At 67.6% G+C, this 21,108-nt stretch carries 25 protein-coding genes and 1 other RNA gene; 13 read left to right on the top strand and 13 right to left on the bottom strand.

Annotated features, from left to right (window positions below):
* Nucleotides 1-96: 96 nt before the first annotated feature.
* Nucleotides 97-474: a hypothetical protein gene (locus ASG63_RS13360; RefSeq protein ID WP_056216934.1), complete on the top strand. Its 378-nt coding sequence runs from the start codon at nucleotides 97-99 to the stop codon at nucleotides 472-474.
* Nucleotides 475-481: 7 nt separating this feature from the next.
* On the opposite strand, the gene ASG63_RS13355 is transcribed toward ASG63_RS13360, so the two are convergent.
* A complete protein-coding gene (locus ASG63_RS13355; RefSeq protein ID WP_056216930.1) occupies nucleotides 482-1,216 on the bottom strand; it encodes a M48 family metallopeptidase in 735 nt (244 codons plus the stop codon).
* A gap of 56 nt (nucleotides 1,217-1,272) precedes the next feature.
* A complete protein-coding gene (locus ASG63_RS13350; RefSeq protein ID WP_056216927.1) occupies nucleotides 1,273-2,574 on the bottom strand; it encodes a polyhydroxyalkanoate depolymerase in 1,302 nt (433 codons plus the stop codon).
* A 189-nt stretch (nucleotides 2,575-2,763) separates the two neighbouring features.
* Here ASG63_RS13350 and ASG63_RS13345 point away from each other — a divergent pair, with 189 nt between their 5' ends.
* The 5 genes from ASG63_RS13345 to purQ all read left to right on the top strand — a co-directional run bounded on the left by ASG63_RS13345 (nucleotide 2,764) and on the right by purQ (nucleotide 6,200).
* The gene (locus tag ASG63_RS13345) at nucleotides 2,764-4,149 is read left to right on the top strand and encodes an ActS/PrrB/RegB family redox-sensitive histidine kinase (RefSeq protein WP_056216922.1); all 1,386 of its coding nucleotides are present in this window, start codon (nucleotides 2,764-2,766) and stop codon (nucleotides 4,147-4,149) included.
* 54 nt (nucleotides 4,150-4,203) lie between these two features.
* Nucleotides 4,204-4,806 carry an ActR/PrrA/RegA family redox response regulator transcription factor gene (locus tag ASG63_RS13340; RefSeq protein ID WP_056216919.1) on the top strand — a complete coding sequence of 201 codons (603 nt, stop codon included), beginning with the start codon at nucleotides 4,204-4,206 and terminating at the stop codon, nucleotides 4,804-4,806.
* A 118-nt stretch (nucleotides 4,807-4,924) separates the two neighbouring features.
* Complete coding sequence (locus tag ASG63_RS13335) at nucleotides 4,925-5,161, top strand: hypothetical protein (RefSeq protein WP_056216916.1); 237 nt, start codon at nucleotides 4,925-4,927, stop codon at nucleotides 5,159-5,161.
* A 116-nt stretch (nucleotides 5,162-5,277) separates the two neighbouring features.
* Nucleotides 5,278-5,517, top strand: a complete 240-nt coding sequence (purS, locus tag ASG63_RS13330) for a phosphoribosylformylglycinamidine synthase subunit PurS (protein ID WP_056216911.1) — start codon at nucleotides 5,278-5,280, stop codon at nucleotides 5,515-5,517.
* The gene (purQ, locus tag ASG63_RS13325; RefSeq protein WP_056216907.1) at nucleotides 5,517-6,200 is read left to right on the top strand and encodes a phosphoribosylformylglycinamidine synthase subunit PurQ; all 684 of its coding nucleotides are present in this window, start codon (nucleotides 5,517-5,519) and stop codon (nucleotides 6,198-6,200) included. Before purS ends, purQ begins: the two co-directional genes overlap by 1 nt.
* 137 nt (nucleotides 6,201-6,337) lie before the next feature.
* On the opposite strand, the gene ASG63_RS13320 is transcribed toward purQ, so the two are convergent.
* From ASG63_RS13320 to gap, 8 genes are all read right to left on the bottom strand, one after another.
* A complete protein-coding gene (locus ASG63_RS13320) occupies nucleotides 6,338-6,883 on the bottom strand; it encodes an adenine phosphoribosyltransferase (RefSeq protein WP_056216903.1) in 546 nt (181 codons plus the stop codon).
* Nucleotides 6,884-6,936: 53 nt separating this feature from the next.
* Nucleotides 6,937-7,731, bottom strand: a complete 795-nt coding sequence (locus tag ASG63_RS13315) for an inositol monophosphatase family protein (RefSeq protein ID WP_055955245.1) — start codon at nucleotides 7,729-7,731, stop codon at nucleotides 6,937-6,939.
* 119 nt (nucleotides 7,732-7,850) lie between these two features.
* Nucleotides 7,851-8,846, bottom strand: coding sequence for a tetratricopeptide repeat protein (locus ASG63_RS13310; protein ID WP_056217433.1), 996 nt, complete (start codon nucleotides 8,844-8,846; stop codon nucleotides 7,851-7,853).
* A 26-nt stretch (nucleotides 8,847-8,872) separates the two neighbouring features.
* Complete coding sequence (locus ASG63_RS13305; RefSeq protein WP_056216900.1) at nucleotides 8,873-9,535, bottom strand: thiamine phosphate synthase; 663 nt, start codon at nucleotides 9,533-9,535, stop codon at nucleotides 8,873-8,875.
* A 19-nt stretch (nucleotides 9,536-9,554) separates the two neighbouring features.
* Nucleotides 9,555-10,628 carry a class II fructose-bisphosphate aldolase gene (fba, locus tag ASG63_RS13300; protein WP_056216895.1) on the bottom strand — a complete coding sequence of 358 codons (1,074 nt, stop codon included), beginning with the start codon at nucleotides 10,626-10,628 and terminating at the stop codon, nucleotides 9,555-9,557.
* Between the two features lie 193 nt (nucleotides 10,629-10,821).
* Complete coding sequence (locus ASG63_RS13295; RefSeq protein WP_056216891.1) at nucleotides 10,822-12,024, bottom strand: phosphoglycerate kinase; 1,203 nt, start codon at nucleotides 12,022-12,024, stop codon at nucleotides 10,822-10,824.
* Nucleotides 12,025-12,059: 35 nt separating this feature from the next.
* Nucleotides 12,060-12,527 (bottom strand): hypothetical protein, encoded by a 468-nt coding sequence (locus ASG63_RS13290; protein ID WP_056216888.1) that lies wholly within the window; start codon nucleotides 12,525-12,527, stop codon nucleotides 12,060-12,062.
* A gap of 70 nt (nucleotides 12,528-12,597) precedes the next feature.
* Nucleotides 12,598-13,605 carry a type I glyceraldehyde-3-phosphate dehydrogenase gene (gene gap / locus ASG63_RS13285; RefSeq protein WP_056216883.1) on the bottom strand — a complete coding sequence of 336 codons (1,008 nt, stop codon included), beginning with the start codon at nucleotides 13,603-13,605 and terminating at the stop codon, nucleotides 12,598-12,600.
* A 425-nt stretch (nucleotides 13,606-14,030) separates the two neighbouring features.
* Here gap and ASG63_RS13280 point away from each other — a divergent pair, with 425 nt between their 5' ends.
* The 7 genes from ASG63_RS13280 to ASG63_RS13255 all read left to right on the top strand — a co-directional run bounded on the left by ASG63_RS13280 (nucleotide 14,031) and on the right by ASG63_RS13255 (nucleotide 18,568).
* A complete protein-coding gene (locus ASG63_RS13280; protein WP_082559297.1) occupies nucleotides 14,031-14,312 on the top strand; it encodes a DUF4164 domain-containing protein in 282 nt (93 codons plus the stop codon).
* 36 nt (nucleotides 14,313-14,348) lie between these two features.
* Nucleotides 14,349-14,708, top strand: a complete 360-nt coding sequence (locus ASG63_RS13275) for a cell division protein ZapA (RefSeq protein ID WP_056216876.1) — start codon at nucleotides 14,349-14,351, stop codon at nucleotides 14,706-14,708.
* A gap of 121 nt (nucleotides 14,709-14,829) precedes the next feature.
* Nucleotides 14,830-14,987: non-coding RNA, 6S RNA (ssrS, locus tag ASG63_RS24225), on the top strand.
* Nucleotides 14,977-15,585 carry a 5-formyltetrahydrofolate cyclo-ligase gene (locus ASG63_RS13270; RefSeq protein ID WP_056216872.1) on the top strand — a complete coding sequence of 203 codons (609 nt, stop codon included), beginning with the start codon at nucleotides 14,977-14,979 and terminating at the stop codon, nucleotides 15,583-15,585. Before ssrS ends, ASG63_RS13270 begins: the two co-directional genes overlap by 11 nt.
* A 9-nt stretch (nucleotides 15,586-15,594) precedes the next feature.
* A complete protein-coding gene (locus tag ASG63_RS13265) occupies nucleotides 15,595-16,416 on the top strand; it encodes a TIGR00282 family metallophosphoesterase (RefSeq protein ID WP_056216868.1) in 822 nt (273 codons plus the stop codon).
* Between the two features lie 141 nt (nucleotides 16,417-16,557).
* Nucleotides 16,558-17,553 (top strand): MotA/TolQ/ExbB proton channel family protein, encoded by a 996-nt coding sequence (locus ASG63_RS13260; RefSeq protein ID WP_056216864.1) that lies wholly within the window; start codon nucleotides 16,558-16,560, stop codon nucleotides 17,551-17,553.
* Between the two features lies 1 nt (nucleotide 17,554).
* The gene (locus ASG63_RS13255) at nucleotides 17,555-18,568 is read left to right on the top strand and encodes a peptidoglycan -binding protein (RefSeq protein WP_056216859.1); all 1,014 of its coding nucleotides are present in this window, start codon (nucleotides 17,555-17,557) and stop codon (nucleotides 18,566-18,568) included.
* Nucleotides 18,569-18,577: 9 nt separating this feature from the next.
* Here the strand turns inward: ASG63_RS13255 and ASG63_RS13250 are convergent, their stop codons facing one another.
* Genes ASG63_RS13250 through ASG63_RS13240 form a run of 3 tightly spaced genes read right to left on the bottom strand, consistent with a single transcriptional unit; the run spans nucleotide 18,578 to nucleotide 21,039 of the window.
* Entirely contained in the window at nucleotides 18,578-18,970 is a 393-nt protein-coding gene (locus tag ASG63_RS13250; RefSeq protein ID WP_200957548.1) for a hypothetical protein, read from the bottom strand.
* Nucleotides 18,971-18,980: 10 nt separating this feature from the next.
* Entirely contained in the window at nucleotides 18,981-20,546 is a 1,566-nt protein-coding gene (locus ASG63_RS13245; protein WP_056216855.1) for a S10 family peptidase, read from the bottom strand.
* Between the two features lie 40 nt (nucleotides 20,547-20,586).
* Nucleotides 20,587-21,039, bottom strand: a complete 453-nt coding sequence (locus ASG63_RS13240; protein WP_056216850.1) for a DNA polymerase III subunit chi — start codon at nucleotides 21,037-21,039, stop codon at nucleotides 20,587-20,589.
* Nucleotides 21,040-21,108 lie beyond the last annotated feature (69 nt).

Raw genomic sequence — 21,108 nt, 5'->3', positions numbered from 1 at the left:
ATGTCAAGCGAAGGCCGGCCTGCGGGAACCGACTATCGCGCCGCGCGTACAGCCTCTAGTGCTGACAGCCACGCTTGCCCGACAACGGACAGATCCATGCGACTGCGCGCCCCCCTCCTCCTCGCCACCCTCGCCCTCGCCGGTCCAGCCCTCGCGGAGCCGCTCCCCGTGGGCGAGACGACCTATGTCGAGCGCTCCCTCAACCGGGATGGTCCCCTCGTGATCGAGCATCGCCCGGTGGCACGCACGCCCGGCGGCCGGCGCGGCGGAAGCTCGGCCGAGATCGCGGGCTTCTGCCGCGACGGCGGCATCATCCGCCGTCGGGACGAGTTCGGCCGGCCGGTGATCCTGCGCCAGCGGGAAGTCTGCGACAGCGTCGCGCCGCGCACCCTGAACCCGGGCGATGTCGATCCCCGCCCGACCTGGCCGGCCGAGCAAGTCGTACGCGGCCGAGGAATCCGCGTCCGCGGTTGAGCCGACCTCAGCCGTAGCGGTGCAGGGTGGCGCCGTTGCGCTTCAGCCAGCGCTCGGCTTCGTCCACATGCGGGCAGAGCGACCCCACCAGGGTCCAGAATCGTGCCGAGTGGTTCATCTCGCGGAGATGCCCCATCTCGTGCGCCACCAGATAATCGAGCACCATCGGTGGCGCGAAGATCAGCCGCCAGGAGAAGTTCAGCTCGCCACGCACCGTGCAGGAGCCCCAGCGGCTTCGCGTGTCGCGTAAGGTGATGCGCGTCGGCCCCTGCCCCAGCTTCTCGGTGTAGCGCGCCACCGCCTCGGTCAGATCACGCCGGGCTTCCCGCTGCAGGAAATCGGTGACTCTTCGCGCGATGTGCGGCGCGTCGCAGGCAACCGAGAGGACGGGCTCCTCGGCAAGCGTCTCGAGCCGGGTGAGCCCGCTTCGTCGGTCGCGATGCAGGACCCTGTGCGGCACGCCTCGGATCGGCAGAACAGCGTCCGCCGCGAACAGCACCCGCTCGGGCATGCGCGCCAGCCGAGCCGCGATCCATCCCCCGTGGCTGATGGCAAAGGTTCGGGCGACACCGACCGAGGTGCGCGTCGGAAGCGTCATGACCACTTCGCCGGTAGCACTCGAGACGCGCAGGGTCAGACGACGTGCTGTCGGCCGGCGACGCAGCAGGACGCGGAGGGTCTCGCCCTCGTGCAGGATGTCGAGGTGATCCGGGTCCGCCCCGCGCAGCAACGCCAATCGCATCTCGCCAGCTTAGCCGCTGTCGCGCCCCTTCGCCATCGACCCGAGCGCCCCCATCCTCAGGCAGGCGCCCCCGACAGGTCGGGTTCCGGCCGATGGCTGATTGCCACTCCTCCCCCCTCGGAATCCCCCATCTGGCGAATGAAGCCGGCGATACGGGGCGCGATGATGGTGCGGTAGCGCGACCCGTTGAACACCCCGTAATGTCCGACAGCTTGCTGAAGATGATAGGCTTTTCGCTGCGGAGGAAGGTTCGGCGTGAGGTCCAGGGCAGCTTGGGTCTGGCCGACGCCGGAGATGTCGTCGTTCTCGCCCTCAATGGCGAGAATGGCACAGCTACGGATCGCGCCGAGGTCGACGCGGGCGCCACGATGGATCATCGATCCCCTCGGAAGGGCGTGATCGACGAAGACCGTCTTCACCGTCTGCAGGTAGAACTCGGCCGTCAGATCCATCACGGCGAGATACTCGTCGTAGAACTCGCGGTGCTTCTCAGCCGAATCGCCATCCCCCGTCACGAGGTGGTCGAACATCTCGGCGTGGGCGTTAACGTGACGGTCGAGATTCATCGCCATGAATCCGGAGAGCTGGAAGAAGCCCGGATAGACGCTGCGCCAGACGCCGAGATAGCCGGCGGGCACGGTGGTGATGCAGTTGCGCTCGAACCAAGCCGTCCCGCGCTCCTGAGCCACACAGTTCACGGCGGTCGGTGAACGCCGCGTGTCGATGGGACCACCCATCAGCGTGATCGAGCGCGGCACCGGTGCGTAGCCCTGCGCCTCCATCACGGCGACCGCCGCCAGGACCGGCACGGCCGGCTGACACACGGCCATGACGTGAAGCTCCGGTCCGAGGTCGCGAAACATGTCGATGAGGTAGTCGATGTAGGAATCCAGATCGAACCGCCCGGCTCCGATCGGCACCATGCGCGCATCGGCCCAATCGGTGACGAAGACCTGATGGTCGGGTAGCATGGCCTCCACGGTGCCGCGCAGGAGCGTGGCGTAGTGGCCCGACATCGGCGCGACGATCAGAAGCTTCGGCTGTGGCGCCGTGGGGCCGCGTAAGAAGCTTCGATCGAAGGTGATCACCCGGTAGAAGGGACGCTCCCACACCACTCGCTCGCTGACCGGGACGCTCGTTCCGTCGATGGTGACGCTGGTGAAGCCGAAGGACGGCTTGCCGTAGCGCCGCGTGACCCGCTCGAACATCTCGCAGGCGGCCGCCAACGAGCGGGCATAGGGCGAGTAGGCGAGCGGATTGGCGGGGTTCTGCAGGCCGTGCCTGGCGACGTCGACGACAAGTCGCGCCGGCGTCGTCATCAGTCGGGCGGCCTCGTACCAGAGGTAGGACAAGTTCACGGACCATTCCCCATTTCACGGGCGTCGCTTCCCCGAGCTGCCTGCGAAATGCGCCGTCGGCTCGGCGCTCCACATCGACCTCTGCGGATTCGCTCCCCTCGGTTTAGCGCAAAAGCGATGTCGACAAGAGCGGATGTCCGAACCCGGAGGGATAGACGCGAGACAGTCGGGCCCTATCGTTCCCCTGACATGATCGACATGAGCAGCAACGGCTTCGTCCGCGACGCACGGCATCTGCGTCTCGACACCTTCGTGCGCCTGCGATGGCTCGCGATCACCGGGCAAAGTGCGGCGGTGGTCGGGGCGCAATTCGGATTGGGCCTGCCGTTGCCCTTCGGCTGGTGCTTCCTCGTCATCGCCACATCGTCCTGGCTGAACCTCGCGCTGCGCATCCGCTTTCCCGCGAGCTACCGCTTGAGCGACGATTCCGCGGCCCTGCTGCTCGCCTTCGACATCATCCAGCTCGCCGCCCTGCTGTTCCTGACCGGCGGACTGCAGAACCCGTTCTCGCTGCTGTTCCTTGCGCCTGTGCTGATCTCGGCAACCGCCCTGCCGCCCGAACGGACCCTGGCGCTCGGTCTCTTGGCGATCGGCCTCGCGACCCTGCTCGCCCTCGTGCACCGCCCCCTGCCCTGGTTTGCCGACGGGCGGTTGGAACTGCCTTTCCTGTACATCTCGGGCATTTGGACCGCGATCCTGCTCGGAACCGCCTTCACGGGCGTCTATGCCTGGAAGGTCGCGGAGGAGACGCGCCAACTGGCGCAGGCCTTGGCCGCCACGGAACTGGTGCTGGCCCGCGAACAGCACCTGTCACAGCTCGACGGGCTCGCGGCCGCAGCCGCTCACGAACTCGGTACGCCGCTCGGCACCATCATGGTGGTCACCAAGGAGTTGACCCGTCAATTGGCGACGACCGCCAGCCCTTCGGTGCGGGAGGACCTTGCGCTCCTGCGCGACCAGGTCGATCGCTGCCGTGGTATCCTCTCGAAGCTGACGTCGCTCGACAGCGACGAGGCCGGCTTCCTGCAGACGGTCAGTCTCAGCCACCTCGTGGAGGAGCTCGTCGAGCCGCAGCGTGCCATGGGCATCATCCTCGACGTCTCCAACCATGGAGAGGGTCCGGAGCCGGTTTGCCGGCGCAATCCGGGCGTGATGTTCGGCCTGGCCAACATCGTGGATAACGCAGTCGACTTTGCCACCGAGCGGGTCATCATCGAGGCGCGCTGGACCCTCGAGCGGGTTTGGCTGGAGATCCGGGACGACGGACCCGGTTTCTCGAGTGAGGTCCTGCTCCGGGCCGGCGAGCCCTACGTGACGACCCGGAGCCCGGATCGCTCCCGCAGCCCGGACAGCACCGGCGCCGGTCTAGGCCTCGGACTTTTCATCGCCAAGACCCTGATCGAACGTTCCGGCGCGCAGCTGACGTTGTCGAACGTCTCGCAACACGAGGCGACGGGCGCCGTGGTTCGTGTCAGCTGGGCGCGTCACATCTTTGAGCGAGGCGCCTCGACGGTCGATCATGCGCAATTGAGTAGTGGGCAACCCCTGACGGAAACGGGTGCGACACCTATATGAGGACCACAGCAGAACCCTATCGAAGATGGTTCGTGAACTACGGAGGAGCGTCGGATGCTGACGCAGACTGGAACCACGGCGCCGAGTGCCGAGATCGCTCAGCTCGCCGACAATGATCCCCTTGCCGCTTTCCAGGATCGCACTCTGCTGATCGTCGATGACGATAAGCCGTTCTCGACCCGGCTGGCCCGTGCCATGGAGATGCGCGGCTACGAGGTGCAAGTTGCCGAAAGCGTCGCCGAAGGCGTCTCGATGGTCGACGTCCGTCCGCCGGCCTTCGCGGTCATCGACATGCGACTCGGCGACGGCAATGGGCTCGACGTGATCGCTCGCCTGAAGGAGCGCCGCCCGGACGCACGGGGGGTTATTCTCACCGGCTACGGCAATATCGCGACGGCGGTCACGGCCGTGAAACTCGGTGCGTTCGACTATCTAGCCAAACCAGCCGACGCCGACGAGATCCATGGGACGCTGATGGCGCAGCCGGGCGAGCGGGCTGACCCGCCGGAGAACCCGATGTCAGCGGACCGGGTGCGCTGGGAGCACATCCAGCGTGTCTACGAACTGTGCGGACGAAACGTTTCCGAGACGGCGCGTCGCCTGAACATGCACCGCCGGACGCTTCAGCGTATCCTGGCCAAGCGCGCCCCACGCTGAAGGTCGGGGTCGAAACGAGGGCGACGTTGCGCGACCCGTCCGGTTCGCGCTACGTCGCCCTCGATCATGTTTGCGCCGGGTCTCCCGCGCGTGAAGCTGGTAACGGGGCGACGCTTTAGTGAACACGCGCAATCTCATCACCATCCTGAGCATGATGGTTCTCGTCGGCACAGAGGTGTTCGCCGTCGCCATCGCGGCGGGCTGGGCTCTAGCCGGCCTCTTCGACCTCGGCGACACGGTGGGGCATGTGCTGATGGCGCTGTTCAGCCTCTTTGCAGCTTGGGTGATGCTGCAACTCTGGCGGCGCGCGACGAGCATCGAGCCTCTGCGGGGACCAGATCCCACAACACGCTGATCGGAAAACCACAGCTTCGACGTCTATGCGCGGCCGCTCTTGGGCCATTTCGCGTTGCTTGCCTGGCATTTCCCGATTATCGGCAGGGTGCCCCGACACCAGACGAGTTCGCACCCATGAAAGCACGCATCATCGTCACCCTGAAGACCGGCGTGCTGGACCCGCAGGGCAAGGCGATTGAGGCGGCCCTGACTTCGTTCGGCCTGTCCGGTATCGACAGCGTCCGCCAGGGAAAGGTCTTCGATATCGAAATCGTGGGGGAGGACCGCGCGGCTGCAGAGACGTTGCTGAAGAGCGCCTGCGAGAAGCTGCTCGCGAACACGGTCGTCGAGAATTACGCCATCGAGATCGCCTGATGCGCGCTGCCATCATCGTTTTTCCAGGCTCCAACCGCGATGCGGACGTGGCCCGAGCCCTGACCCAATCGGGTGCGGAGGTCGTGAAGGTTTGGCACACGGATACCGCGCTACCGGCCGGTACCGATCTGGCCGTGCTGCCTGGGGGATTTTCGTACGGCGATTACCTCCGCTGCGGCGCCATTGCCGGTCGCGCAGCTGCGATGGATGCCGTCCGCGCGCACGCCGCGCGGGGCGGCTTGGTGCTCGGCATCTGCAACGGCTTCCAGATCCTGTGCGAGTCTGGCCTGCTGCCCGGCGTCCTGATGCGGAACGTGGACCGGCGCTTTATCTGCCATCGCCAGCTGCTCCGGGTGGAGCGTGCCGACACCCGTTTCACCTCGGCCTATGCCGAGAATCAGGTCATAGACGTTTGCGTGGCCCACGGCGAAGGCAATTACTTCGCAGACCCGGATACCATTGCGCGTCTCGAAGGCGATGGCCGGGTGGCGTTCCGCTACGCGGACGCGGGTGGCAACCTCACCGTAGACGCCAATCGTAACGGCTCGCTGAATTCCATCGCGGGCATCTATTCCGAGAATCTCAACGTGCTCGGCCTGATGCCGCACCCGGAGAATTTCGTAGAGGATCTCGTCGGCGGGACCGACGGGCGCGGCCTGTTCACGAGCTTAGCAGCGGCGTAGCGTCCGCGCGCCTTTTTCTTCTTCGGAGAGAGAGGCTGCCCGCCGACGGCTGACGCTGGGTCAAGGTGGGTGAGGGGTCAGGATAGGTCCCGTACCCTCACCCACCTGCCCCGCGCGTGTCCCCGAAGGGGCGAAGGTCAGTGGCCGTCGAATTCCATCAGGGTCCGGACCGGTACATCGAGGTCGCGCAGCTTCTGCGCGCCGCCGATTTCCGGCAGATCGATGACAAAGCAGGCTGCCACCACTTCGGCGCCGATCCGGCGCAACAGATTCACCGCGGCACAGGCCGTCCCCCCGGTGGCGATCAGGTCATCCACCAGAAGCACCCGGTCGCCCGGCTTGATGGCATCAACGTGGATTTCCATTTCGTCCGTGCCGTACTCTAGGGCGTAGGCGATCGATACCGTCGTGTGCGGAAGCTTGCCCTTCTTGCGGATTGGAACGAAGCCGGACGAGAGCTGGTGTGCCACCGCGCCGCCTAGGATGAATCCACGCGCCTCAATGCCTGCCACCTGATCGATGCGTCCCCCCGCGTACGGATGTACCAGCGCGTCAACCGCCCGGCGGAACGCGCGCGGGTCGCTGAGAAGCGTGGTGATGTCGCGAAACACGATGCCGGGCTTCGGGTAATCCGGGATGGACCGGATCGAGTCCTTCAACGCGATGTGGCGGCGGGTTTCCATGGGGGAGCCCTTGTCGAGGAGAGTGGAGGCGAGGAAGCGCGCGAGGGCGCCCCTCAGGCGTTGGCGCGGCGCAGGAGCTTCACGAGCTCACCGTGCAGAATCTCATTGCCACAGGCGACCGAGCGGGCTGCCAGGGGCTCGGCACCCCCATCGGCGCTGGTGACGAAGCCGCCGGCCTCGCGCACAAGAATGATCCCCGCGGCGATATCCCAGGTTTGCAGATCGCGCTCCCAGTACAGGTCCGAGCGGCCGCAGGCGACGTAGGCAAGATCCAGGGCGGCGGAGCCAAAGCGGCGGGCGCCCCCGGTCACGGCCATCACGGCGGCGACTTCCCGCAGGAGCTTCGGATGATCGCCGCGGCCGAGATAGGGTGATCCGTAGGCGACCAGGGCATCGGCCATGTCGGTGCGCCCGGAGACGCGCAGGCGACGATTGTTGAGATAGGCACCCTTGCCGCGCTCGGCCACGAACAGTTCATCCTTGGCCGGATCGTAGATCACGCCGGCGACGATCTGCCCCTCACGCTCCAGCCCGACGGAAATCGCGAAGTGCGGGATGCCATGAAGAAAGTTCGTAGTCCCGTCGAGGGGGTCGACGTGCCAAGTGTGGCTCTTGTCTGCGCCCTCAACGTTGCCGGATTCTTCCAAGATGAGCCCATAGCCCGGACGTGCCTTCATCAGGGCATCCTTCAAGACTTCCTCGGCCTTGCGGTCGGCGGCTGAGACGAAGTTTCCGGGGCCTTTGCGAGAGACCTGTAAATTTTCGATCTCGCCGTAGTCGCGCTTGAGACCGCGGGCCGCCTTGCGCACGGCGTCGACCATGACGGTCATGAGAGGTGAGCTGATCATCGATCTTCAGGTCCAGGCCGATTCAAAGAACGTCGATTCACGTAACATTCGGCGCGGCCATAGCACGTTTGCGCGCCGGCTCACCCCTATCGAAAGCGGGTCTGCCCCACGGGACGCAGCTAATTGACCTTCGCGCGATCCGCGGCCAGCGCTTCGGCGCGCTGTCGCTCGGCTGGCTCCAGGCCCTTCAGGTTCTCGTCGAGCCAGCCGTCGGACAAACCCTGTGCGGATGCCGCGAGATTCCAGGCTGCCGCCTCGACCAGATTCTTCTGAACGCCGCGCCCGACCACGAACAGCCGCGCGATCCGGTTCTGCGCGATGGCATTGCCGCGGGCAGCGGCATGCTGGAAGTAGCGCGCCGCACGGGTCTCGTCCTTCGGGAGGCCCGTCCCGTTGAAGAGAAGGATGGCGAATTCGACCTCGCCGGCCAGATCACCGTTATCCGCCGCACGCCGAAACCATTCGGCGGCCTGGGTCGGATCCTTCTGCACACCGCGCCCCTGCAGGTAGAGGACGCCGAGATCGTGCTGGGCCGCGCCGATCTCCCCGTCCGCCGCCTTGCGGAACAGGGTGGCGGCCCGGGCCTGATCCGGCTCGGAGCCCGTCCCGAGGAGAATCAAGGCGAGATTGTAGGCTGCCGTCGTGTCACCGTTCCCGGCGGCCTTCTCGAGCCATTGTCGGCCGGCCTTCATGTCCTTGGCGCCGCCCCGCCCGTCGATCGACATCAGGCCCAGCGACGCCATTGCGTGCACGTCGCCCTGGGCCGCCGCGAGTCGGTACCACTCCGCCGCCTTGACCGGATCCTGCTTGATGCCGAGGCCCTGATTGTAAAGCTCACCCAGCAGCGTCATCGCCGCCGCATCCTTCGGGTCAGCCGCGATCCGCTTCGTCGCCTCACGAAACGCGGTGGTGTATTGCCCGCGCTGGTAGGCGCCAAAGGCTGTATCGGCTGCCTTGTCGCTGGGCTTCGCCGTGAAGGGGACCGCCCGCATGGCATTAGGCGAATAGGGAGTCGGCAATTCCTTTAGCGGGGCGGAAAAGACCTCGCGTGTCGCAGGCTTGGCCGCTTCCGGCGACAGAGACGACGCGGCCCGGACCTCGGACAGGCCGAGCATCAGAGCCAACAGGCTGAACGCCACCCTCACGCGGCCGTCTCCCCGGCGGCGGCAACCCGTGCTTGGATTCCGGCTACGTCGGCGTGCTCGCCGATCCAGAGGCCACTCTCCAGGCCGAGGAACTCCACGCCGGTCGCCAGAAGTGGACCGATCTGGTCGACAGCGTCTGCAACGGCGATGCAGGGCGTCTCGAAGATCTCGGTCCACCAAACGGCGCGATCCAGGACTGTCTCGGAATCGGGAGACATCCCATCCGGGTAGAGGCCACCGAACATGACGTAGTCGACGCCGGCCTCGCCGGCCTCCATCGCGGCGTGCTTCTGCTCGTGACCGCCGGCCCCCAGGATTCGTCCGTCGGCCAAGCGCTCGCGCAGGTCGCGCAGGTCGCCATCCCGAGCCTTGTCGAGGTGAACACCATCGGCACCGCCGCGGGCGGAGACGCTGACGAGGTCGCCGTCGAAATGCGCGCAGGCGACGACCACGGCCGCGCCGGCCTCGTGCGCAGCCGGGGCAAGGCGCTTGACCAGATTGACCAGGCTGCGCTCGTCGACCGGGGCCAGCCTCAGGATGACGGCCGCGACGTCGCCGGCCGCACAGGCGGCCGTGATCGCCGCGCCGAGCGCGTCGGCATCACCGGCCTCGACCCGGTGGGGGCTGAGCAGGGCGAGGCGGGTGCGGGGTTCCGACATACAGGGTCCTTCCGGCGCCTCAGCTCAATGCGCCGATCTTCGGATCGAGGGAGCCGTTGGCATAACGCTTGGCCATGGTGGCCACGGAAACCGGGCGAATCTTGGAACCCTGGCCGGCGGTACCGAACTCCTCGAAGCGCTGCCTGCACAGCTTGGTCATCGCCTCCATGGCAGGCTTCAAGTACTTACGCGGATCGAACTCGGCCTTGTTCTCGGCCAGAATCTTCCGAATCTGGCCCGTCATCGCCATCCGGTTGTCCGTGTCGATGTTGATCTTGCGAACGCCATGCTTGATGCCGCGCTGGATCTCCTCGACCGGCACGCCCCAGGTCGGTTTCATCTCGCCGCCATACTGGTTGATGATGTCCTGAAGGTCCTGCGGCACCGATGAGGATCCATGCATCACGAGGTGGGTCGTGGGCAGGCGGCGGTGGATCTCCTCGATGACGTTCATCGCCAGGACGTCGCCGTCGGGTTTGCGGGTAAACTTGTAGGCGCCATGCGAGGTGCCCATGGCGACCGCGAGCGCGTCGACTTTGGTGGCCTCCACGAACTTCACGGCCTCGTCGGGATCGGTGAGGAGTTGGTCGTGGCTGAGCACGCCCTCGGCGCCGTGGCCGTCCTCGGCCTCGCCCTGGCCGCTTTCCAGGGAGCCGAGCACGCCGAGCTCGCCCTCGACCGAGACGCCGGCCCAGTGGGCCATCTTGGTGACGTTGCGGGTGATCTCGACATTGTAGTTGTAGTCGGCCGGGGTCTTGCCGTCGGCCTTCAGCGACCCGTCCATCATCACCGAGGTGAAGCCGTACTGGATCGCCGTGGCGCAGGTGGCCTCGTCGCTGCCGTGGTCGAGGTGCATGCAGACGGGAATATGAGGATAAATCTCCACGAGGCCGTCGATAAGCTTGGCCAGCACGATGTCGTTGGCATAGGCGCGCGCGCCCTTGCTCGCCTGCAGGATCACCGGAGAGTCGGTCGCATCCGCCGCCGCCATGATGGCGAGGCCCTGCTCCATGTTGTTCAGATTAAACGCCGGCACGCCGTATTCATGCTCGGCGGCATGGTCCAGGAGTTGCCTCAGGGTGATGCGGGCCATGGGTTTCTCCTCAGATACGATCGCCGCCAAGGCGATCCACCAATCGTCGCGCCAGAAAACGCGAGCCTTCCGAATTCGTTCGTCTTTTCGGACCTTTGCGGATCCGTTGCAACTCTCGCATGACAGCATTCCGGGGACGCCGCGTCGCGTGACGGAGGCTATCATCCCGCAAAAGACCGCGTCGCGGATGCGATCAGCCCCTGGCCCGCAGGGCCTCGACGCCGGGCAGTTCCTTGCCCTCGAGCCACTCGAGGAAGGCGCCGCCCGCGGTAGAAACGTAGGAGAAGGTCTCGCCCACGCCCGCATGATTGAGCGCCGCGACCGTGTCGCCGCCGCCGGCCACCGAGACGAGTTTGCCGGCCTGGGTCCGCTCGGCCGCGTGCCGGGCGGTCGCTACGGTGGCGGCATCGAACGGGGTCAGCTCGAAGGCCCCCAGCGGGCCGTTCCAGACCAGGGTGGCAGCCTCGTCGATGGCCGCGTTGATCTCAGCCACTGAGGCGGGACCGGCATCGAGGATCATGCCGGTCTCCGGCACGGCGTCGACCGGGATCGTCTCGTGCGCAGCGTTGGCCTTGAACTCGGAGGCCGAGACCGCGTCGACCGGCAGGATGATCCGGCACTTGGCCGCCTTGGCCGCCTCGACGATGCGCAGGGCGGTGTCGGCGAGATCCTTCTCGCAAAGCGACTTGCCGACTGCCTTACCCTGCGCGTGCAAGAAGGTGTTGGCCATACCGCCGCCGATAACGAGCATGTCGACTTTCGCCACGAGGTTCTGGAGAAGGTCGATCTTGGAGGAGACCTTGGCACCGCCGACGAGGGCGATGACCGGGCGGGTCGGGGCTTCGAGCCCCTTGGTCAGAGCGTCGAGCTCCGCCTGCATCAGGCGACCCGCATAGGCCGGCAGCAGATGGGCCAAGCCCTCGGTGGAGGCGTGTGCGCGATGCGCGGCCGAGAAGGCCTCGTTGACGTAAAGGTCGCCATTGGTAGCGAGCTGCTCGGCGAAGGCCCGGTCGTTCTGTTCCTCTCCGGCATGGAAGCGGGTGTTTTCGAGGAGGGCGACGTCCCCGTCCTGCAGGCGCGCGACAGCGTCCGCCGCCGCCGAGCCCACGCAATCCTCCGCGAAGGCGACGGGACGGCCGAGCTTTCGGCTCAAGGTTTCGACTACGGGCTTCAGCGATTCTGCGGCGACGGGCTTGCCCTTCGGGCGTCCGAAATGAGCCAGCAGCACGACGCGACCGCCCTTGCCGGCGATCTCGTTGATGGTCGGCACGATCCGCTCGATGCGGGTGGCGTCGGTGACACGCCCACCCTCCATCGGCACGTTCAGGTCCACGCGCAGGAGCACGCGCTTGCCCTGGAGCGGGCCGGCATCGTCGAGGGTGCGAAAAGCGGTCATCGGGGCCTTGACATTAGACGGGCGGGACGGGGCGATCAGCGCGGGGGCAGCATCGCATCCAGGTGGAAGCGCTGAGCCGCGATGGTCAGCGCGACCGTGAGAACGGCGGTGATGACGGCGGTGAGCACGAGTGCGCCGGAGCCGGGCAGGCCGCGTGTGCGGTCCGCGATGGCGCGGACCTCGCTTCGCAGAGCGGAGAGATCACTTTGGCGGGCCGCCTCGTTCATGCGGCCGGCGGCGCCCTCGACCTTCTCCTCCACGCGCGACAGCAACGCCTCGGAGCGGGCGTACTTGTCCTCGATCCGTGAGCACTTGTCCTCGATCCGGGCGAGCTGATCGCTCCCCGGAGTACTGCCGAACGACGGCAGGGGCTCCGCCTTCCCGACCACCACGGAGGGTGCGGTGGTCGGAGCGGCCGGGATTGCCGCCGGCGCGGACGCCGGGGGCGGGAGCGCTGAGGTGCCTGGAATGAAGCCGCGTTCGGAGGGGGAGGTCTCTGTCATGTCAAGCACACCATGCTGGTCTCGCTTCGTCCTCGGGAACGTTCGATCCGTCAGGATACGGCGATGCGGCTCAGAGAAGCTTGCCCATGGCCACGGCCGTGTCGGCCATCCGGTTCGAGAAGCCCCATTCGTTGTCGTACCAGGACAGGATGCGCACGAAGGTGCCGTCCATGACCTTGGTCTGATCGAGGTGGAAGGTCGACGAGTGAGGATCGTGATTGAAGTCGATCGAGACGTTCGGCTGGTCGGTGTAGGCCAGCACGCCCTTCAGCGGGCCGTCCGCAGCGGCTCGGATCGCGGTGTTGATCTCTTCGATCGTGGTCTGGCGCTTTGCGGTGAACACGAGGTCGACGGCCGAGACGTTCGGGGTCGGCACGCGGATCGAGGTGCCGTCGAGCTTGCCCTTAAGTTCCGGCAGCACGAGGCCGACAGCCTTCGCGGCGCCGGTCGAGGTCGGGATCATCGAGAGCGCCGCGGCACGGGCCCGATAAAGGTCCTTGTGCATCTGATCCAGCGACGGCTGGTCGTTCGTATACGAGTGGATCGTCGTCATGAAGCCGCGCTCGATCCCGACGAGATCATTGAGCACCTTGGCCACCGGGACGAGACAGTTGGTGGTGCAGGACGCATTCGAGATGACGAGATGGTCGGCGGTCAGTTTGTCGTGGTTGACGCCGTAGACCACGGTCAGGTCGGCGCCGTCGGCGGGCGCCGAGACGATAACGCGCTTGGCTCCGGCATCGAGGTGCGCCTTTGCCTTGTCCTTCGAGGTGAAGATGCCCGTGCACTCGAGGGCAATATCGACGCCGAGCTCGCGGTGTGGCAGCTCGGCCGGGTTACGCACGGCCGTGACCTTGATGCGCTTGCCGTCGACGACGATGAAGTCGCCGTCGACCTCGACCTTGGCGGTGAACCGGCCGTGAATCGAATCGAAGCGAAGCAGGTGGGCATTGGTCTCGACGGGGCCGAGATCGTTGATCGCCACCACCTCGATGTCCTGGCGGCCGGCCTCATGGATGGCGCGCAGAACGTTGCGGCCGATGCGTCCGAACCCGTTGATGGCAACCTTCACCGACACGGCGTGAGTCCTTCCCATAATCGGGCGCCGGCCACGCAGCACCCTCCAGCCATTTGATCGTCGCGGCTCGCCCGAACGGCAGGCCTCGATCCGTCGCCCGCTCTGTGCGAGTCCCGATTGAACGACAGATGAACTGCCGCGCAGGCTCGGGCGCGCGATCGCAGCCGAAGACCGAGGTAGCGCGCGGCAAGACGAACCCAGGGTGGCTGACAGGTCCCTGCCCTCTCCCCTGAGTGCGTCGCGTGCTGCCGTATAGCCGGTCTGCGAGCGGCCGGTCTCTAACATGGTGACAAATCGAGGCAAAGGTTACATGGCGCGGCGCAGGGGGTGGAAAACCGTTTCCCGGTGGATACCGTACAGGTGTCCGGGCATGGCGCGAACGACTTCGTCCGATAGCAGCAGGTAGAAGAGAAGGGCATTCCTCCGTGAGCCAGACCATCGATCTGGCGCTGCAGCGTCTTGAAGCCGTGCTCTCACGGCTGGAGGGCGCGGTCGCGCAACGTTTCGAGGCCGAGCGCGACCCCAGCGACCTGGAAACCGAGCTCGCGATCATGGGCGAGGACCGGGCGAGGCTCGCCGCCGAACTCGATGCGGCCAGCGCGCGCCTCGCGGAGGTCGAGGCGACTTCGGCCGATGTCGACCATCGCCTCGGACGAGCGATCGACGCCGTCGAGGGCGTGCTGACACAGGCCCGCGCCCTCCGCTAAGTTTGAAATCGCAACGCTCCAGTGACCCGACGCCCGATGCCCCAGATCAACGTCACCATCGACAGCAAGAATTACCGGATGGCGTGTGCCGACGGCGAGGAGGCGCACCTGACCGCCCTCGCGGAAGGGCTCGATGGACGGATCAGCGAAATGCGCCGGACCTTCGGCGAGATCGGCGACATGCGCCTCCACGTGATGGCAGCCTTGATGCAGGCAGATGAATTGCAGGAGGTACAGGGACGTCTCGCCGCGCTGGAGCAGGAAGCCGCCGCTCTCAGGGAGACAGTGGAATCGGCCGAAGCGGTCCGGGCGGCCGAGGAAGAGCGGCTTGCCGAGGAGCTCGTCCGCTGTGCCGAGCGGGTCGAGCGCCTAGCGCACGTCATTTCGGCCGGCTAACGATCTCGAGCGCCGGAATGTTGGGCGGCGGCTCGTCTCAGCGCCGATCTCGCCCATGAATTCTGCGAGTCGAACCAGCGCCCCCCTGGCGCGGGCCGCAGGCCGACGCTACATGGGGAAGGCGGGGCTGCCGGGTCCGTCAGGAGAACTTTTCCCCGGGGCCTTATCGACTCCCCAGGGAGCTGTCCCTGGCCTTGTCCCTGGACTTGGCCAACACGGCGCCCACCTACATTGTAGGTTTCCCGGGATCGACACTCCAACGGCTCACGTGGCTCCGCACTTAGATCTTTCTCCCTCCGAAACATCCGTTCCCGCCCGCAAGGCGGCCCTGCGCAACGAGGCTCTGGCCCGCCGCGACGCTCTCCGAAAGGAGGATCGCCGCATCGGTTCGCTGCAGATTGCCGAGACGGTCATGACCATCGAGGCGCTCGCCAAGGTCGAGATCGTCGGGGCCTTCTGGCCCATCCGCAGTGAGGTCGATCCACGCCCCCTCGCCCGCCTCCTGTTCGCGCGTGGCCAGCGCATCGCCCTGCCGAAGGTCACGCCCAACGGATTGGTGTTCCGGGAATGGCGCGAGGGTGAGGCTCTCGTCGCCGGTCGCTTCGGGCTCAGCGAACCGCACGACGATCTGCCGCCCCTCGATCCCACCGCGCTCCTCGTGCCGCTGGCGGCCTATGACCGGCGTGGTCATCGCATCGGCTATGGACGCGGCTACTACGACCAAGCCATTGAGCGCCTTTCGCGAAACGGTCCCGTGCTCACCATCGGGATCGCCTTCTCGGTCCAGGCCGTGGACACGGTTCCTTCCGAGCCGCACGACCAGCCCCTCGATCATCTCGTTACCGAAGCGGGGCCGGTCCCGCTGATACGGACCTGACGTCCCGCGATGCGCATTCTCTTCCTCGGCGACGTGGTGGGCCGCCCCGGCCGGACCGTCATCTCGGACCGCCTGCCGTCCCTTCGTGAGCGCTGGCGCCTCGACTGCGTGGTTATCAACGGCGAGAACGCCGCCGGCGGATTCGGCCTGACGGAAGCGATCTGCGACGAGCTCCTCCAGGCGGGGGCCGACGCGGTGACGCTCGGCAACCATTCCTTCGATCAGCGCGAGGCCCTCGTCTTCATCCAGCGGCAGACCCGTTTGGTCCGTCCGGCCAACTATCCACCGGGCACGCCGGGCCGCGGGGCCACCGTGGTCGAGACCCGCAAGGGCGCCCGCGTGCTCATCCTGAACGTTATGGGCCGGCTCTACATGGATGCCCTTGACGATCCCTTCGCCTCGGCCGAGCGGGAGCTCTCCGTCTGTCCCTTGGGCGCCGTGGCGGATGCCGTCATCGTCGACGTGCATGCCGAGGCCACGAGCGAGAAACAGGCCTTCGGTCATTTCCTCGACGGCCGGGCCAGCCTGGTCGTGGGCACCCACACCCACACCCCGACCTCGGATCACAGGATCCTGCCCGGCGGCACCGCCTATCTCTCGGATGCCGGCATGTGCGGCGACTACGATTCGATCCTCGGCATGCAGAAGGACGAGCCTCTGCGCCGGTTCCTGCAGAAGACGCCCGGTACCCGCCTGGAGGCGGCCCAGGGCGAAGGGACGCTTTGCGGCATCGCGGTAGAGACCGACGATGCGACGGGCCTCGCCAAGAGCGTGGCCGCGGTGCGCCTCGGCCCCCATCTGGAGGAGACTTGGCCCCGGGCGTGGGATTAGCCGGCGCAACGGAGCGCCCATCCACGGAACCAGATCACGCGCGACTTGATCGGCGCCGAACCACCCTGCAATGTGCCGGCGCGTTCGCCCCGCTCGCTCCCCGCGGGCCGACAGTTCCGCGTTGAGAGTGTGCCCGAGCCGATGGCGACCCCCCCCGCACCCGCGACGATCGCCAAGCCGGGCATCTACCTCGTCCGGATGCTGGTCTTCCTGATCCTGGTCGGCTTCCTCGCCTTCGTCCTGTTCCGCCAGATCACGCCGGCCTTCCTTGCCAATCCCGGCCTCAACGGGCTCATCCTCGGGGTCCTGCTCGTCGCGGTTCTGCTGGCCTTCGGTCAGGTGGTGCGGCTCTATCGGGAGGTGAGCTACGTGAACGCAGTGGCGGCGGGGGAGAGCCCGAGCCGGCCGCCGCCCCTGATGGCGCCCCTGGCCCCCGCCATCGCCGCCCGGCCCGACGGGATCACCCTGTCGACCAGCCGCGCCTTCCTCGACACGGCGGCTGCGCGCCTCGACGAGGGCCGGGAAATCCTGCGCTACGTCTCGGGCCTCCTGATCCTGCTCGGCCTTCTCGGCACGTTCTGGGGCCTGATCGACACGCTGAGCGCGGTCGGGTCGGTGATCAAGACCATGCGGGGCGGCGGCGAGGCCGCGGCGATGTTCGACGAGCTTAAGAACGGCCTCGCGGTTCCGCTCTCCGGCATCGGCCTCGCCTTCTCGGCCTCCCTGTTCGGCCTCGCGAGCTCGCTGATCATCGGCTTCCTCGACCTGCAGGCCGGGCAGGCGCATGCGCGCTTCCACAACGAATTGGAGGACTGGCTCCTCTCCGGCGAAATACCGCAGGGTCGTGTCGAGGTCGCGGCCCCGACGAAGGCGCAACCCGCGCCACTCCCGGTACAGGATCCCGCCAGCGCCCGCGAACTGAAGGAGGCGGTGGACCGCCTGACCGCCGTGGTGGCGGAGGGCGCCAACGGGCGCGTCGCCACCCAGGCCATGACGAATCTCGCGGAAGGCATCCAGGGGCTCGTGCAGCACATGCGGGCCGAGCAGCAGATGATCCGCGACTGGGTCGAGGCCCAGGCGACCCGCGAGCGCGAGCTGAAGCAGGTGCTGGAGCGCCTGGGCCGCGAGCGGAGCTGACATGGCCTCCACGCGCGGTCGCCGCGACCGGAGCCTCAACGTCTGGCCGGGCTACGTCGACGCCCTGGCGACGCTGCTGCTGGCGGTCGTGTTCCTGCTCACGATCTTCGTGGTCGGCCAGTTCTTCCTCTCCCAGGAGATCAGCGGCCGGGACTCGGTGCTGACCCGGCTCAATCGCCAGATCGCCGACCTGACGGACCTGCTGGCCCTGGAGCGCTCGACCCGGAAGACGCAGGAGGAGCAGGCCTCGTCCCTGCGCAACACCCTCCTCGGGGCGCAGGCCGACCGCGATCGCCTCAGGGCGCAGGCCGAAGCGTCGCAGGGCTCGGCCGGGCGCCAGGGCGAGGTCGACAAGCAACTGGCGGCCGAGCGCGCCAACACCGCCCGCGCCGCCGCGCAGATCGATCTCCTGAACGAGCAGATCGCGGCGATGCGGCGCCAGCTCGCCGCCCTTGAGGATGCGCTCGCGGCCTCCGAGAACCGCGACCGCGAGAGCCAGGCCCGCATCGCCGACCTCGGCAGCCGCCTCAACGTGGCCCTGGCCCAGAAGGTGCAGGAACTCGCGCGCTATCGCTCGGACTTCTTCGGCCGCCTACGCCAGATCCTCGGCAACCGCCCGGACATCCGCATCGTCGGCGACCGCTTCGTCCTGCAATCCGAGGTGCTGTTCCCGGCGGGCTCCGCCAGCCTCAAGGCGGAGGCCGGCCCCGAACTCGACCGCATCGCCGGCGCGATCCTCGACCTCGCCAAGCAGATCCCGGCCGACATTCCCTGGGTGCTGCGCATCGACGGCCACACCGATGCGCGGCCGATCGCCAGCGCGCAGTTTCCCTCGAACTGGGCCCTGTCGGCGGCCCGCGCCATCGCGGTCGTGCAGGCCATGGTCGCGAAGGGCATCCCGCCCCAGCACCTCCTGGCCGCCGCCTTCGGCGAGTTCCAGCCCCTCGAGGCCGGGACCACCGAGGAGGCCTATGCCCGCAACCGGCGCATCGAGATGAAGCTCACGGAGCGCTGAGCCGGTCGCTCACTTGACGATGCGGTCGAGCCGGTTGTTGACGAAGAAGTACAGCTCCTTCGCGCCGGGCTCGTTGTAGAGCACCTGCACCTCGCGGCCGGCGCGCCCCTCCCCCACCAGCACGTCGGTGGGGGGCTTGCCCTTCAGGCGGACGAGGTCGCACTCGCCGATGCCGATCTCGATCGCGGCGGCGCCCGCCGGCGCGGGCGCCGTGCAGGTGCCGTTCCCCGTCAGGACGGGTCCCTGGAAGGTCGGGGCCGGTGCGGGCTTCGGCACGGCGACGGGGAGCGGCTCAGGTGCCGGAGTCTCCGTGCGCCGGGTCTCGGTGCTGGTGCAGGCGGACAGGCCGCAGGCCGCGAGCACGGCCAGGATCAGCAGGCGCGGGTCGGTGGAAGCAGGCACGACGGGGTCCTCAGCGCTGCGCGGGGCTCCGCGCGCTGAGCGCGGCCGCGTAGAGAGCCGCCGCGTCCCGATGAAACGCGGCGCGCGAATCCGGTCGGGAATAGAACATGTGCCCGCCCGGGTACACGGCGAGATCGAGACGCCCGCCGCCATAGGCCGGCATCTGGTCGATCAGGAGCTTCGACGCGAAATACGGCGTGACCAGGTCGGTATACCCGTGGGCGACCAGCACCCGCATGTTGCCGTCGAGGGACAGCACGCCGCGCAGGGCGCCGAGGGATTCGGGCGCCGAGCGACCGCCGCCCCAGGTCCAGCCCCGGTTCACCGCCCCGTTGAGGAGTTCGTAGCGCAGATCCGGCACCCGGTAGTTCAGGGTGTCGGTGTAGAGCGCGATCATCGCGCTGGTCAGCGGCGCCTGGAGCGCGGTGAGCAGGGGGTCCTCGAAGCCCGAATGGGCGGCATTCGGGTCCGGGTCCCATCCGGTCACGCCCGTATCGTAGGCGCTGGCGACCCGGCCGGTGTCGCGGCCGATCTCGCGCTGGACGCTCTGGCCGGAGAGACGCCCGGCTTGGCGCCGCACGAAGCTCGGGTCGAGCCCGGTCAGGGCACCGACCCGGTCGCCCAGCCGTGCCACGGCGGCGCTGTCGGACGGCCCCTTCAGGAGATCGGCGAGGTAGGGTCCGGTGGCGTAGGCCTCTGCGTCGGCCATGGTCTCGCGCGTCGGGATGCCGCCCGCCCGCTCGATTGCGGCGGCGGCGAAGGACGGCAGCTTGATCACGTGGCCCCAGGGGGTCGTGCGCGGTGCCTGCAGCCAGGCGAAATCGAGCACCGGCGAGAGCAGAACCATGCCCGACAGGCCGATGCCGATCTCCTCCTGGAGCTTCGCGGCGATCAACGGCCCGCGGAAGCCGCCGTAGCTCTCGCCGACGTAGAATTTCGGCGCCGCCATGCGGTCGTTGGTGCGGAGCCAGCGGGCGATGGCCGAGGCCAGCACGGACGCATCGGCGTCGATGCTCCAGTAGCGCTTGGCATCTCCGTCGGCCGCGCGGCTGTAGCCGGTGCCGACGGGGTCGAGGAACACGAGGTCGGTGAAGTCGAGCCAGGTTCCGTCGTTCGGCACGAGGCCGATCGGCGCCGACGGGCTGATGCTGGCGCCCTCCACCGGCAGGCGCCAGGGTCCGATCGCACCGATGTTGAGGTAGGCGGAGGCGGCGCCCGGCCCGCCATTCACCGCGAAGGTCACGGGGCGCGCCGGATCGCGCGTCTTCCCAGCGCCCTGGCCGGCCAGCGTGTAGGCGATGAACGCGATCTCCGCCTGGAGCTTGCCGGCCTCGTCCACCAGCGGCAGGCTGCCGGCGCGGGCGGTGAAGGCGAGCGTGCGCCCATCCGGCAGGGTGACGCTGTGCTCGGTGACGGCGTCCGCCGGGAGCTTGCCGCCCTGGGTGGCGCGCGGCTCGGACGCTTTTCGCGCCTCGGCCGGACGCTCCGCCTGCGGGGCGGGCTGCGGGGCGGGCTGCGCCTGCAGCGGCGGGGTCGCGATCAGCAGTGCCGCGAGGCCGAAGGCGAGACGTGTCATGGCGAATCCTCTCGGCGATGGTCGGAATGCGGCAGCGACGTCAGGCCTTCTTCTGCCAACGGCCGTCGTCGTCCTGCTGCCAATAGGCGATCGTGTGTCCGGCGGCCTTCGCCTCCTTCCACTGCGCACGGGCGCGCAGGAGGGACTCCTGGTCGGTGCCGTCGAACAGCACGCAGATGCGTGCATAGTCGGCGGCATCGGGCGGCAGGTCGGCGCCCTCCACCAGGAAGCGGATCGACGCGGCGTTCGGGTTCGCATCCTTCAGAGTCAGCACGACGGGCTGGCTGGCCGCGTCGACGTCGCGATCGGTCCCATGCGGCAGGAAGCTGTCGTCGCTGTAGGTCCAGAGCTGGTCGTCCAGGGCCTGGAGCCGCTCCTCGCTGGCTGCCTGGATGGCCGCACGCCACTGGCGATCCAGAGAGCGCTCCAGCAGGTTCGGGAGCACCTTTTCGAGGGGCTGGTTCTGGAGGTGATAGAACAGGATCTCGGTCACAGGCTGCAAGGTAGTCCGACGCTGCGCCAAAGCCAGCCGCATGGCCGCGAGCCGCGCCTCTTCCGGCGC

Origin of the sequence: Methylobacterium sp. Leaf94 (assembly GCF_001426045.1) — a bacterium.
In the GTDB taxonomy this organism is placed as follows: domain Bacteria; phylum Pseudomonadota; class Alphaproteobacteria; order Rhizobiales; family Beijerinckiaceae; genus Methylobacterium.
Note: the sequence above shows the minus strand (reverse complement) of the source record. Positions and strands in the feature narration are given on the sequence as shown.